This window comes from Actinocorallia populi (genome assembly GCF_002995495.1).
Lineage (GTDB): Bacteria > Actinomycetota > Actinomycetes > Streptosporangiales > Streptosporangiaceae > Actinocorallia > Actinocorallia populi.
In genome coordinates this window covers 21,176-34,086 of the sequence record NZ_PVZV01000005.1, presented here as the reverse complement: position 1 = coordinate 34,086, position 12,911 = coordinate 21,176, and the positions used below count along the sequence as shown (strand labels likewise).

Here is a 12,911-nt window from a genome sequence, read left to right as displayed (position 1 = left end):
GCCGACCGCGGCTCACAGGCAGGCGAGGCGCGCCAGTGCCGCCTCAACGTTGTCTTGGGCGGCGGGAAGCAGCGGGAGCCGTACGTCAGGGGTGGGAATGCGGCCCTGGGCGTGCAGGACGCCCTTAAGGATGCCGGGGCTGGGTTCTACGAACACCGAAGAGGAGAGGGCGGCCAAGGCGTGGCCGAGAGGGCGTGCTCGCGAGACGTCCCCGTGGTGCCAGGCGGCGGCCAGCTCGGCGTACTTCCCGGTGGCCAGGTGCGCGGAGGCGAGGATGCCGCCGCTTGCGCCGAGGGCCATGAGCGGGGCGAGGAGCACATCGTCACCGGCCAGGACCGTGAAGTCCGCGGGGAGATCGACCCGGCCGAGATGGCCGACGCCCTGCGCGCGGGCGAGCTGGAGGTGGCGCTGATCCATGACTACGACTTCGTCCCGCGGGCCGCGGAGCCGGGTCTTACCGTCGAACCGCTGTTCAGCGAGCCCATGTACGTGGCTTCGCGCCTTCCCCTGGACCCCGGCGGCGGGTCGCCGATCGCCCGGTGCGAGGACGCCGCGTGGATCACCGCGTCCCCCGGGACCGCCTGCCACCAGATGACCGTCCGGGCCTGCCAGGCAGCGGGGTTCACCCCGCGCGTCCGGCACCGGATCGACGAGTTCGCCACCGTGCTCGCCCTGGTCGCCGCCGGGCAGGGCGTCGCCCTGGTGCCGCACCTCGGCACGGTGGACGCACCACCCGCAATGACGTTGACCCCGGTGCCGATCCGCCGCCGCACCAAGATCGCCATTCGGAGCGGCGCCGCCCGCCATCCCGCCGTCACCGCCGTCACCCAGGCCCTGCGCAGCACCGTCCCCGCGGAGCTCGACAAGGACTGGTGACCGCGCGGCCCGGGGAAGCAACGCCGACGCGTGCCGCGAACGTCATGACAGGCATGAGGCTCTTTGCAGGTGTGCTCCTTCTGGCACTGGTCACGGCTTGCGGATCGGAGACGGCGCCCATGTCCGCGTCCGCGCCGCGCTACACGGCGACCGGGACGGTGCTCGAGAACGCGAGCCACGGCCCCCAGTTCTGCACGATCGTCACCTCGTCGTTGCCGCCGCAGTGCGGTGGCACCGACCTCGTGGGCTGGGACTGGAGCTCCACGCGGCATGAAACCCAGAACGATGTGAAATGGGGCGAGTACACGATCGTCGGCACGTGGGACGGTACGCGGATCACGTTGACCGAACCCCCGAAGGCACCGCGACCCGCCGAACGCGAGGAGCGCTCCTCCACGTCACCGTGCCCGAAGCCCGAGGGCGGCTGGAAGCCGGTCGATCCGGCGAAGACGAACGAGAAAGCGTTGCAGGCCGCGATACGGATCGCTCGCAAGTCCCCGCAGCACGCGGGCACCTGGGTCGACCAGAGTTACCTCGGCGACGGCCCCATCAAGGAATCCGAAGCCAACGATCCCACGAAACTCGTGCTCAATTTCATGTTCACCGGTGATCTCAAAGCCCATGAGCAGCGGGTGCGCAAGGTCTGGGGCGGTGCGCTCTGCGTCTCCCCCGCCGAGCACACCGAAGCCGAGCTCAGGCGCATCCAGAAAAAGGTGGACAGAGAGATCTCGGGACTGCAGAGCAGCGGTGTGAGCGTTCTCGAGAACCGGGTGGACGTCACCGTCTTCGTCGCCACCGAGGAGCTGCAGCAGGACCTCGACTCCCGCTACGGCCCGGGAGTGGTCCACGCCTCCGGCGTCTTCAGCCCCGTCACCGGCTGACCCCGGCGACCACGCGGACCACTCCCCGCGCGGCCGCCGTCACTGACGTAACGGTCGCCGTCGGTCATGCCGCCGGCGGCCGTCCGAAGGCGGCGCGGACCGTTTCGGCGGGGATGGCCGGATCGCGGGGCGGCGCGGACGTGCGCAGGAGGGAACGCCCCTGCCCGATGGCGGCCAGGGCGCCGTCGAGGTCGCCGTCGAGGTGGTGGAGGCCGGGTGCGGGGTGCGGCGTGCGGGTGGCGGCCGGGTCCGGTCCGGGCAGCGGGCGGCCCCACAGGTCGTGCGCGCGGCCGGACCAGGCGCCGACCTCCACGCGGCCCGGGTCGGCGATCCGGAGGAGGTCTCCCGCGACGACGAGTTCGGCGGTCAGGCCCGCGTGGAACTCCAGCAGGTGCTCTCGGGACAGGACCACCTCGGCTCTGGCGTCGCCCTTGACCACCGTCCGTCCGCGGCCGGGGGCACCGGCGATCGTCTGCGCCGCCTCCAGGACGCCTTCGATCCGGACCTCGCTGCCCGTGACGGCGAAGTTCCCGGTCCGGACGCCGCCGCGCACCCACAGGAACGGGCCGAAGTCCCGATCGGCGTTGATGATCCCGCCCGCGACGGTGAGGTCCCCGTAGACGGCCACGCCCAGGAACGGCCCCGCCTCCGGGAGCCCCGCCAGGGCTTCGAGAGCGCGGAAATCCAGGGGCAGGCCCTCCAGCGCGGTGTCTCCCACGCAGACGACGACCTTCGCGTCGTCGGGAGCCCTGTGCAGGGAGAACAACGACCGCAGGCCGAAGTCCCGATCGGCGTCGCGCAGGGCGACGACTCTGATGTCGTTCATCGAAACCGTACTCCTTTCGTCGACGACCGGCTCCACGAGCCGGACGGTCAGTCCCACCAGCGGGACAGGCGGAAGATCGCACCCGTGCGCCGCACTTCGGCGACGGCGCACTCGCCGTCCTCGGCACGGGCCTGCAGCCGGTAGAGGCGGGCGCCGCCGGGGGCCTGCCAGGTGTCCAGGACGCGGACGCGGTAGCGGCGGCCCCGGCGGACGATGCATCTGGGCGTCCCGGACGTGTCGGTCTCCGCGGTGATCGGTTCATCTCTCAGCACGCTCGAGAACCTACCCAAGAGACTCGATCACATGTTCGAATCACCGAGGGTGTGTCGTGCCGTTACCGGCTTCTTGCCTCGGCTTTGTCCGGGCGGCGGGAGCGAGACCGGTTGCGGCGGGCGGCGGCGGGCGGTTAAGGTCCTCGATCATGCGTCTTTGTGGACTTCTTCTTCTCGACCGCCGCGGCGGGGCCTGAAACGACCGGCACCCCTCCGCGGGGTTCGGCGCTGCCGGTCGTCCGGCTTTGAAGAAGGAACACAGAGCATGTCTTTCAACGGCACGTCCGCGTCCGTACGCCGCCCGTCGAAGATCCGCACCCCGTCCGGCCCCGTCCCCGCCGACGCCCCCGCCTGGAACCCGCAGCGGCACAGCGCGATGCCGAGCCACCGGTACCGGGCCGTGCACGAGCGGGTCGAGCTGCCCCTGACCGAGCGGGACTGGCCGCGGCGGCGGCTGGAGCGGGCGCCCCTGTGGGTCCCGGTCGACCTGCGCGACGGCAACCAGGCGCTGGTGGAGCCCATGGACACCCCGCGCAAGCGGCGGATGTTCGACCTGATGACGGCCATGGGCTACAAGGAGATCGAGGTCGGCTACCCCTCGGCCAGCCAGACGGACTTCGACTTCGTACGGCACCTGGCGGCCTCCGGCGACCTGCCGGAGGACCTGACCGTCTCGGTGTTCACCCCCGCTCGGGCCGACCTCATCGAGCGGACCTTCGCCTCCATCGAGGGGCTGCCCCGGGCGCTGGTGCACCTGTACACCGCGACGGCGCCGACCTGGCGGGACGTGGTGCTCGGGCAGGACCGCGCCGAGGTCCACCGGATGATCCGGGAGGCCGCCGAGCTGGTGGCGCGGCTCGGCGAGGGGCGGCCGGTGCGGTTCGAGTTCTCGCCCGAGGTGTTCAACCTGACCGAACCCGACTTCGTCCTGGAGGTCTGCAACGGGCTCAGCGAGCTGTGGGACGCCTGCCCGGACCGCCCCGTGGTGCACAACCTCCCGGCGACCGTCGAGATCGCCTCCCCCAACGTCTACGCCGACCAGATCGAGTACATGGACCGCCACCTCGAGCGGCGCGACGGGGTGATCCTGTCGGTGCACCCGCACAACGACCGGGGCACCGGCGTGGCCTGCGCGGAGCTGGCGGTCCTGGCGGGGGCGCAGCGCGTCGAGGGGTGCCTGTTCGGCAACGGGGAGCGGACGGGGAACGTCGACCTGGTCACCCTGGCGCTCAACCTGCACGCCCAGGGCGTCGACCCCATGATCGACTTCTCGGACGTCGACGAGATCAGGCGGACCGTCGAGCACTGCAACCGGCTGCCGGTCCACCCGCGCCACCCGTACGCGGGCGAACTCGTCTACACGGCCTTCTCCGGCACCCACCAGGACGCCATCAAGAAGGGCTTCGCCCACCACGCGGAACGCGCCGCCGAGCTGGGCGTCCCGGAGGGTGAGGCCCCGTGGGCGGTCCCGTACCTGCCGATCGACCCGGCGGACGTGGGCCGCGACTACGAGGCCGTCATCCGCGTCAACAGCCAGTCCGGCAAGGGCGGCGTCGCCTACCTGCTGCACGCCCACCACGGCCTGGACCTGCCGCGCGGCCTGCAGATCGACTTCTCCCGCGAGGTGCAGCGCCTCACCGACGGCACCGGCGCGGAGGCCACCCCCGACGACCTGTGGAGCCTGTTCCACGCCACCTACCTCTCCCCCGCCGCCGACGGCCCGTGGACGCTGGCGGACTGGCGGACCGCCGAGCCGTTCCCCGGCGAACACGAGTTCCACTGCGTCCTGCGAGCCGAGGACGGCGCCGAGCACAAGCTCACCGGCACCGGCAACGGCCCCCTCTCCGCCTTCGCCGACGCGCTGGGCACCGCGGGCGTCACCGTGGACGTCCTCGACTACGCCGAGCACGCCGTCCGCTCCGGCCCCGACAGCCCGGCCGTCGCCTACGCCCGCTGCGAGGTCGACGGCGCCGTCCGCTGGGGCGCGGGCCGGGACACCTCGCTCCTGACCGCCTCGGTCCACGCCGTCCTCGCCGCCGTGAACCGCGCCCGCTGACCCGCCGCCCGGGTGCCGCCGCCAGAAGCCGGCGGCACCCGGCCCGTGCGGGCGGTGAACGCCGGACCGCGGCCTCCCCTCAGGGAACGGCGACCGGGGTCGGAGCCCGCCGGACATCCTGGACGCGGCGGCGGCCGAGTTCCGGCAGGAGGGAGAGCAGGCCGAGACGCGCATGCCCGCGATCGCGGCGTTGAGGAACAGGGCGCGCAGCCGGTCGGCGGGCGACCGGTCCGCGTCCTCCAGGAGGGCGATCTGCTCGTCCGCCGCCGTCCGGGTGTAGTGCTCGGCCTCGCCATGGCGGCAGCGCAACAGTTTTGGATTACGCAGTCCGATACTCGGCGGGGCCGGGGACGGCTCGCCCGGATCAGGAGCGGTCGAGGCGGGTGGTGAGGGGCGTGTCGGTCAGGGAGTGGCCGGTGTGCAGGACGTAGCCGCCGGGGACGGGGCGCCAGGCGCCGTCCTGCCAGGTGCAGAAGGAGCGTTCGGGGACGTCCAGGGTGACGGTGACGGACTCGCCGGGGGCGGCTTCGGCCACGGCGAAGGCGGCCAGCCATCGGGAAGGGCGGTTCTCGTCCGGGACGGCGGGGGCCAGGTAGGTCTGGACGACCTCACGGCCGGGACGGGAGCCGGTGTTGCGCAGGGTCACGTGCAGCACGCCCTCCTCGTGGACGGCCTTCTCGTACGACCAGGTGGTGTAGCCCAGGCCGGAGCCGAACTCGTAGGCCGGGGCGGTGCCGGAGCGCTGCCAGGCGCGGTAGCCGATGAAGACGCCCTCGTCGTAGCGCATGACGCCGTCGACGGGGGTGACGTCGGTGACGGGGCAGTCCGCCAGGACGGCGGGCCAGGTGGTGGGGAGGCGGCCGCCGGGCTCGGCACGGCCGGTCAGGACGTCGGCCAGGGCGTGCCCGGCCTCCTGGCCGGGGAACCAGGTGAGCAGGACGGCGGCGACGTCGTCGCGCCACGGCATCTCGACGGGGGAACCGGCGTTGACCACCACGATCGTGCGCGGGTTGGCGGCGGCGACCCGCCCGACCAGCTCGTCCTGGCGGCCGGGCAGCCGCAGCGAGGTGCGGTCGAAGCCCTCGCTCTCGACCTCCTTGGACGTGCCGACGACCACGACCGCGATGTCGGAGGCAGCGGCGGCGGCCTCCGCCTCGGCCAGCAGGGTGTCGGGGTCGGCGGTGGGCTCGCGGTGCGCCAGGCCGAACCCGACGAACGGCAGGGGCATCTCGCCCCTGGCGAGCCGGTGCACCAGTTCGATCTCGACCTCCGCGCCCTCCCGGAGCGGCACGGAGAACACCTTCTGCGGCGCGAAGAAGAACGCGGCGAACGGGTCGTCGCTCTCCGCGGCGGTGGTGCCGTCGAACAGGACGTCGCCGCCGACCGTGAGCCGGAACTCGCCGACGCCCTCGATCGCGATCTGGTGGTCGCCGCTCACGTCGGGGGTGAAGGTGCCGCGCATGGCGACGGAGCCGAGCGTGGCGTAGTCGACGCCCTCGGGCATCTGGCCGACCCACTGCAGTGCGCCGTCCGGCTGCGGGAACTCGCCGAGGACCGTCCCGTCCTCGGCGTAGGCGGTGGTCCGCAGGGTGAAGGCGGCGGGGTTGAGCCGCAGGCTCGGGTCGGCGCCGCGCGCGTACGAAACGTCGAGTCCGGCGCTCTCCAGGCCTTCCAGCGGGGAGACGACGTGCGCGGGGAAGACCTGCGCGCTGCCGCCGCCCATGACGCGCGCCTCCTTGGCGAGCCCGCCGATCAGCGCGACGCGCGGGGAGCCCTCGAACGGCAGGACTCCCTCGTTGCGCAGCAGGGTGAACGAGCGCGCGGCGATCTCGCGGGCGAGCGCCTGCCCGTCCACCTCGGGGAGGTCCACGTCGACGGACGTGCGCCGCGCCAGTTCCAGCACCCGCTGGACGTGCTGGTCGAGCACCTCCTCGGGCACCTCTCCCGCGCGCACGGCCTCGGCCAGCGCGGGCCCGTACACCGTGTCGGGGCCGGGCATCGCGACGTCCAGCCCGCCGAGCGCGGCCCGGACGGTGTCGCGCGCGCCGAACCAGTCCGACACCGTGAAGCCGTCGAAGCCCCATTCGCCGCGCAGGACCCCGTTGACGAGCTCGTCGTGCTCGCTCATGGTGGTGCCGTTGACGCCGTTGTAGGCCGTCATGATCCCGTACGGGGACGCCTTGCGGACGACGATCTCGAACGGCAGCAGGTACAGCTCGCGCAGCGCGCGTTCGGACACCACGACGTCGGCCGTCATGCGCTCGGTCTCGAAGTCGTTGGCCACGAAGTGCTTGACGGTCACCGCCACCCCGCCGGACTGCACGCCCTGGACGAGGCCGGCGGCCAGTTCGCCGGTGAGCAGCGGGTCCTCGGAGAAGCACTCGAAGTGCCTTCCGCCCAGCGGGGAGCGGTGCAGGTTGACGGTCGGGGCCAGCAGCACCTGCACCCCCTTGCGCCTCGCCTCCCCGGCGAGGAGCTCCCCCGCCCGGCGGAGGAGGGCGGTGTCCCAGGTGGCGGCCAGCGCGGTGGGGCTGGGCAGCGCGATCGACGGGTCGGCGGCCGACCACTCGGTGCCGCGCACGCCGACGGGCCCGTCGGACATCACGAGGCCGTCGAAGCCGAGCTCGGGCACGGCGGGCAGGCTCCACATGTCCCGCCCGGCCAGCAGCCGTGCCCTGGCCTCCACCGGTGCCTGGTCGTGGGGGTGCATGAGCGGCTCCTCAGTGACGATTGCACGATATGTCGGAATAGTAAGCCCACCTACCGAGCAACAGGTAGCTGATGTTATCTCTTCGTTACCCGATTAGGATGCCGGACATGAACCGTCGCGAGGAGATCCTGCTGGCCGCCCTGGAGGTCTTCGCCGAACGCGGCTACACCGGGGCCTCCATCACGGCCGTCGCCGACCGCGTCGGGCTCACCCAGCAGGGCGTGCTGCACTACTTCCCCAGCAAGGACCGGCTGCTCGCCGAGGTCCTGCGGCTGCGGGACGAGCGCAACCTCGACCTCATCACGCTGCCCGGCGAGAGCGGCCGCATCACCCTCGACACCGTCGCCGCGATCGTCGAGTACAACGAGCAGCGCCGCGGCATCGTCCAGTCCTTCACCGTGCTGTCGGCCGAGAGCGTCCAGGACGGACACCCCGCCACCGCCTTCTTCCGCGAACGCTACGGCGGCTCCCGCGCCTGGATGGCCCAGGTCGTCCGGGCCGAGCTCGGCGAGGTCCTGCCCGGCGGCGTCACCCCCGAACAGGCGTCCCCCCTGCTCTTCGCCGTCATGGACGGCCTCCAGCTCCAGTGGCTCCTGTCCCCCGACGAGATCGACATGTCCGGCCTCTTCCAGGCCTTCCTCGCCCTCCTGCGCTCCGGCGGGTGACGGCACGGCGCGGGCCGTGGAGACGAGGGCGACGGCCGGCGCCGATCGCGCGAGGGATCCAGCGAGTCCCATGCTCACTCCAGGTGGATGGTCAGCGCCTCCCGCGCCGGCCACAGGCCACCCGCCGGTCCATGCGCGAAGAACACGTCTCCCCGCCCCTCACCCGTCCCCTGACAATAAGCACGTTCTCGCACCAAACAATGACATTCCCTGCAATATGCCAACCAGGCGCCGGGGTCGGCGGAGTGGATTCAGGGGCGCCACAGGCGGACCGCGCCTTCGCCGATTTCTGTGCCGGTGGCCAGCAGCCCGCCCTTCGGGCTGAAGGCCACGGCCCCCACGGTGCCGGAGTGGGCGATCGGCTTCCCCAGCCGTTCACCGGTGGCCACGTCCCACAACCACAGCACGTTGTTACTGCTACCCGCGGCGAGGGTTCCGCCGTCCGGGCTGAACGCGACGGAGGCGATGTACTCGTACTCGGCGGCGCCCTTGAATGGCCGCTTCAGCCGGGTGCGGGTGGCCACGTCCCACACCATCATGGTCCCGCTCTCCCCGCTGCCTCCCGCGGCCAGCAGCCCGCCGTCGGGGCTGAACGCCAGCTGCCCGATCACCCCTTCGGCCTTCAGGGGCCGGGTGGTGCCGGTGTTCAGGTCCCACAGCCGCACCACCTCCTCGCTTCCCGCCGCGAGGAGGTCGTCCTTCGGGCTGAACGCCACCGCGGTGATCTCGAGGTGCCGGAACCTCGGGTCGAGGGTTCGGACGACCTGGTAGGTGGTCAGGTCCCACAACCGCACCAGCTTGTCCTTGCCGACGGTGGCGAGGAGCCTGCCGTCCGGGCTGAACGAGATGTCCCTGACCGTTCCGGCGTGCTCGAGCGGCATCCCGAACTCCGTGCGGGACGTCATGTCCCACATCCGTACCGTTCCCTCCAGGTCCGCGGCGGCGAGGATCCGGCCGTCCCGGCTGAAGGCCAGCCTGAGGATCTGGCCGTCGGCGCTGGCCCGGTCGTCGGAGGCGTTGGCGAACTCGCTCTGCATGGTGCGGGCGGCCACGTCCCACAGCTGCACGCCGTCGCCTCGCGGGGTGTCGGTCGCCACGGCGAGGAGCCGGCCGTCGGGGCTGAAGACCACGGACGAGACGTCTCCGGACTTGACCAGGGGCTTTCCGTCCTGTTCGGGGGCCTTCCAGGACGACGGAGCGGCACTCGGCGTCGACGTCGGCGCAGGGGCGTCCGTCTTCCGGGACGGCGCCTCCTCGTCGAAGGCGTAGTAGGCGGCCGGGAGGGCGACGGCCGCGCCGACGGCTCCCAGGGCGATCAGCAGACGGCGGCGGGTGAGCGGGGACCGTCCGACGGAAGGAGGCGAGCCCGGCACGGTCGGAAGCCGGGACCCGGCGGGGGCGGAGAGCCTGGCCGCCGCCTCGGCGGCGGTGGGCCGGTGGGCGGGGTCCTTGGACATCAGGCTGCGCAGGATCGGTTCGAGCGGGCCGGCGTGGACCATGGGCGCGGGGACGCCGCGGCTGACCGCCAGGAGGATCACGGCCATGTTGGGGCCTTGGAAGGCCTGCTGCCCTTCGACCGCGTGGTAGAGGGTGACGCCGAGTGACCACAGGTCGGAGGCGGGGGTGCCGCGGTCGCCGTTGACCTGCTCCGGCGACATGTAGGCGGGGGTTCCCATGAGGCTGCCCTCGGCGGTGAGCGTGGTGGCTCCCTCGAAGGCGGCGATACCGAAGTCGGTGAGGACCGTCCGGTCCCCGTCCAGCAGGATGTTGGCGGGTTTGATGTCGCGGTGGACGACGCCCGCCGCGTGTGCCGCGGCCAAGGCGTCCGCGATCTGCGCGCCGATCCGGGCGGTCCGCTCGGGTGAGAACCTGCCGCCGTCTCCCATCATCTGGGCGAGGGACCGGCCGGGGACGTACTCCATGACGATCCAGGGCGTGCCCTTCGCGTCGGTGAACTGGTCGTAGACGGTGACGATGCCCCGGTGCCGCAGCACGCCCGCGGCCCGTGCCTCGCGTTCCATCCGGGCGATCCGGTGGGCGGCCTCCGTCCTGCCGAACTCGGGCGGCACCCGCAGTCGTTTGACCGCCACGTCCCGGTCCAGCTGCTCGTCCCGGGCGCGCCAGACCTCCCCCATGCCGCCCTCGCCCAGCAGCGCCGTCAGCCGATACCGGCCAACGACAAGATCATCCGAATCAATCACCCCGTCACATAACCACACACAACCCCTTGGATGTCGGGAGTTGCCGCCGAGCCGCCGTCCCTTCGTGACACCCTGGAGTCGTGGCAGGGAGAGGGAGCGGCGGCCGGCAGGCGGTCATGGGCAGGCCGAAGGCGACGTCGCGGGCGGCGCTGGAGCGGCTGGCCTTCGAGCTGTTCGCGCGCAAGGGCTTCGACGAGACCACGGTCGACGACATCGCGGGGGCCGCGGGGATCGGGCGGAGGACGTTCTTCCGCTACTTCCAGTCCAAGAACGACCTGGTGTGGGGGGACTTCGAGGGCCATCTGCAGCGGTTCCGGGAGCTGCTGGCCGGGACGGATCCGCGCACGCCGATGATGACCGCGCTGCGCGGGGCCGTCGTGGAGTTCAACCGCTTCGATCCCGAGGACGTGCCCTGGCACCGGCAGCGCATGCGGCTCATCCTGCGGGTGCCGACGCTGCAGGCCGACGCGACCCTGCGCTACGCCTCCTGGCGGCGGATCGTCCGGGACTTCGCGGCCGAGCGCTCCGGGCTGCCGCCGTCCGCGATGTTCCCCCGGCTCGCCGGGTACACCGTGCTGGCCGCCGCGATCGCCGCGTACGAGCACTGGCTGGCGGCCGAGCCGGACACGGAGCTGTCCGCGCTGCTCGACGAGGCCATCCGCCGGACGGGTGAGGGGCTGGCCTCAGCGGACCTCCCGGATCATCGCGTCGGCGACGAGCTCCCCGATGAGGACGGCCGTGGCGGCGGGGCCCCGTAGGGGGGCCGTGGGCAGGATCGAGGTGTCGGCGACGCGCAGCCCCCGCACGCCGTGCACCCTGCCGTGGCCGTCGACGGCGGCGGACGGATCCCCGGCGGAGCCCATCGGGACGGTGCCGCAGGTGTGCTGGGAGGTGCCGAGGCGGGAGCGGATCCACAGGTCGAGGGCGCGGTCGTCGTCGAGCGTCCGGGGACCGGGCTCCAGCAGCCCGGAGGAGATCTCCGTGAAGGCGCTCGTGGCGAGCAGCGACGCCGTCGCGCGGACCGCCTCCCGGAGCCTCCGCCGGTCGGCCTCCGTCTCCAGGTAGCCGTAGTCGATGTGCGGCGGCACCGCCGGGTCCGCCGACTCCGTGCGCAGCCCGCCGCTCCGCCGGGGCGCCTGGTCCGAGAGGAGGAAGGCCAGCGGGGAGCCGGGAGCCGCCGTCCCCCCGATCAGCGCCGTCAGGGGCACCAGGGACTGCAGGATCTCCAGGTCTCCCCGGTGCTCGCCGCCGGAGGACGTCAGGTGCAGCGCGCCGCCGAGCCAGGAGCCGGCCGGGGCCGCCATCGGCTCCCGGGGCGTCCACTCCAGGACCACCTGCGGGTGGTCGCCGAGCGCGGCTCCGACGGCGGGAAGGTCCTGGACGACGGGGACGCCCAGGCGTGCGAGGTCCTCCCCCGGCCCGATCCCCGACAGGTGCAGCAGGTGCGCCGAGCCGAAGGCCCCCGCGCACAGGACGATCTCCCCTGCCTCCACCACGCTCCTGCGCCCGGCGTGCTCGACCTCCACGCCGGTCGCGCGGTTCCCGGAGAAGCGCACCGAGCGCACCGTGCAGCCGCCCCGCACGGTGAGGTTGGGCCGGGCGGCCGCCTCGGCCAGGTAGGCCAGGCCGGTGTTGATCCGCAGGCCGCCGACGGCGTTCGACGGGACGGGGCCGAAGCCCGGTTCGTCCTGCGCGTTCTTGTCGTGCTCCTCGGGGAGGCCGCGCTCCTTGGCGGCGGCGCGGAAGGCCTCGGCGGCGGGGTGGCTCAGGTCGGTGCGGGAGATCCGGACCGGTCCCCTGTCGCCGTGCAGCGGCCCGGCCCCCAGGTCGAGATCGTTCTCCAGGGCGCGCAGGAGCGGCAGCGCCCGCTCATAGGACCAGGCCGGGCCGCCCTGGACCGACCAGCGGTCGAAGTCCTCGCGCCGCGCCCGGACGAAGTAGCCGCCGTTCACGGTCGTCGAGCCGCCGAGGACCCGGCCGCGGGGCGCGGCGTACGGGCGGTCGGGGGTGAGGTGCGCGGGATGGTGGGTGACGAACTCGCTACCCGGCTGCGCGCCGGGGACGACGCGCGCGTCCAGCAGTTCCGGCGGGAACTCCGCGAGGCTCCGCGGCACGGGACCCGCCTCCAGCAGCAGGACCTCGCGGGCGGGATCCGCGCTGAGCCGTGCCGCCAGCACCGCTCCGCTCCCGCCCGCGCCGACCACCAGGACATCGGGAACTCCCATGGCGGCCTTCCTTTTGGCACTTGATGCATTTAGTATCCCCTCAAGCCCCGCCGGTGTGAAGCCCAGCTCACGATCCGGCCGCGAAACGAGAGGAGAGCGCCATGAACGAGGCACAGGCCCCCCTGGAGAACGAGGAGTCCGTCGTCGAGTCGCTGATCGAGGAGGTCTCGATCGACGGCATGTGCGGCGTCTACTAAGA

General features: G+C 72.7%; 12 protein-coding genes. 6 read left to right on the top strand and 6 right to left on the bottom strand.

Translation table 11 applies throughout. The features are described from left to right. Nucleotides 1-12: 12 nt before the first annotated feature. The gene (locus tag C2865_RS40860) at nucleotides 13-417 is read right to left on the bottom strand and encodes a dihydrodipicolinate synthase family protein (RefSeq protein ID WP_232835731.1); all 405 of its coding nucleotides are present in this window, start codon (nucleotides 415-417) and stop codon (nucleotides 13-15) included. Between C2865_RS40860 and C2865_RS40855 the strand changes: the two genes are divergently transcribed. Beyond that, nucleotides 403-876 (top strand): LysR substrate-binding domain-containing protein, encoded by a 474-nt coding sequence (locus C2865_RS40855; RefSeq protein ID WP_232835730.1) that lies wholly within the window; start codon nucleotides 403-405, stop codon nucleotides 874-876. The genes C2865_RS40860 and C2865_RS40855 overlap by 15 nt on opposite strands. Next, entirely contained in the window at nucleotides 873-1,757 is an 885-nt protein-coding gene (locus tag C2865_RS20345; protein WP_157963830.1) for a hypothetical protein, read from the top strand. Before C2865_RS40855 ends, C2865_RS20345 begins: the two co-directional genes overlap by 4 nt. 64 nt (nucleotides 1,758-1,821) lie before the next feature. Here the strand turns inward: C2865_RS20345 and C2865_RS20340 are convergent, their stop codons facing one another. Then, nucleotides 1,822-2,583, bottom strand: a complete 762-nt coding sequence (locus C2865_RS20340) for a hypothetical protein (protein ID WP_106400123.1) — start codon at nucleotides 2,581-2,583, stop codon at nucleotides 1,822-1,824. Between the two features lie 47 nt (nucleotides 2,584-2,630). Beyond that, nucleotides 2,631-2,855 (bottom strand): hypothetical protein, encoded by a 225-nt coding sequence (locus C2865_RS20335; protein ID WP_106400122.1) that lies wholly within the window; start codon nucleotides 2,853-2,855, stop codon nucleotides 2,631-2,633. 376 nt (nucleotides 2,856-3,231) lie between these two features. Between C2865_RS20335 and leuA the strand changes: the two genes are divergently transcribed. Further along, entirely contained in the window at nucleotides 3,232-4,911 is a 1,680-nt protein-coding gene (gene leuA / locus C2865_RS20330) for a 2-isopropylmalate synthase (RefSeq protein WP_198653534.1), read from the top strand. Nucleotides 4,912-5,275: 364 nt separating this feature from the next. On the opposite strand, the gene C2865_RS20325 is transcribed toward leuA, so the two are convergent. Further along, on the bottom strand, nucleotides 5,276-7,621 hold the full coding sequence (locus C2865_RS20325) for a beta-glucosidase (RefSeq protein ID WP_106400120.1): 2,346 nt from the start codon (nucleotides 7,619-7,621) through the stop codon (nucleotides 5,276-5,278). A gap of 107 nt (nucleotides 7,622-7,728) precedes the next feature. Between C2865_RS20325 and C2865_RS20320 the strand changes: the two genes are divergently transcribed. Beyond that, entirely contained in the window at nucleotides 7,729-8,286 is a 558-nt protein-coding gene (locus C2865_RS20320) for a TetR/AcrR family transcriptional regulator (protein ID WP_232835729.1), read from the top strand. A 251-nt stretch (nucleotides 8,287-8,537) separates the two neighbouring features. Here the strand turns inward: C2865_RS20320 and C2865_RS20315 are convergent, their stop codons facing one another. Further along, nucleotides 8,538-10,487: a WD40 repeat domain-containing serine/threonine protein kinase gene (locus tag C2865_RS20315; RefSeq protein ID WP_157963829.1), complete on the bottom strand. Its 1,950-nt coding sequence runs from the start codon at nucleotides 10,485-10,487 to the stop codon at nucleotides 8,538-8,540. A gap of 80 nt (nucleotides 10,488-10,567) precedes the next feature. Here C2865_RS20315 and mftR point away from each other — a divergent pair, with 80 nt between their 5' ends. Next, nucleotides 10,568-11,245 carry a mycofactocin system transcriptional regulator gene (mftR, locus tag C2865_RS20310; protein ID WP_232835728.1) on the top strand — a complete coding sequence of 226 codons (678 nt, stop codon included), beginning with the start codon at nucleotides 10,568-10,570 and terminating at the stop codon, nucleotides 11,243-11,245. Here the strand turns inward: mftR and mftG are convergent. Continuing rightward, nucleotides 11,171-12,712, bottom strand: a complete 1,542-nt coding sequence (mftG, locus tag C2865_RS20305) for a mycofactocin dehydrogenase MftG (protein WP_106400116.1) — start codon at nucleotides 12,710-12,712, stop codon at nucleotides 11,171-11,173. The genes mftR and mftG overlap by 75 nt on opposite strands. Before the next feature lie 101 nt (nucleotides 12,713-12,813). On the opposite strand from mftG, the gene mftA reads away from it, so the two are divergent. Beyond that, the gene (gene mftA, locus C2865_RS20300; RefSeq protein WP_106400115.1) at nucleotides 12,814-12,909 is read left to right on the top strand and encodes a mycofactocin precursor MftA; all 96 of its coding nucleotides are present in this window, start codon (nucleotides 12,814-12,816) and stop codon (nucleotides 12,907-12,909) included. The last annotated feature ends 2 nt before the right edge of the window (nucleotides 12,910-12,911 follow it).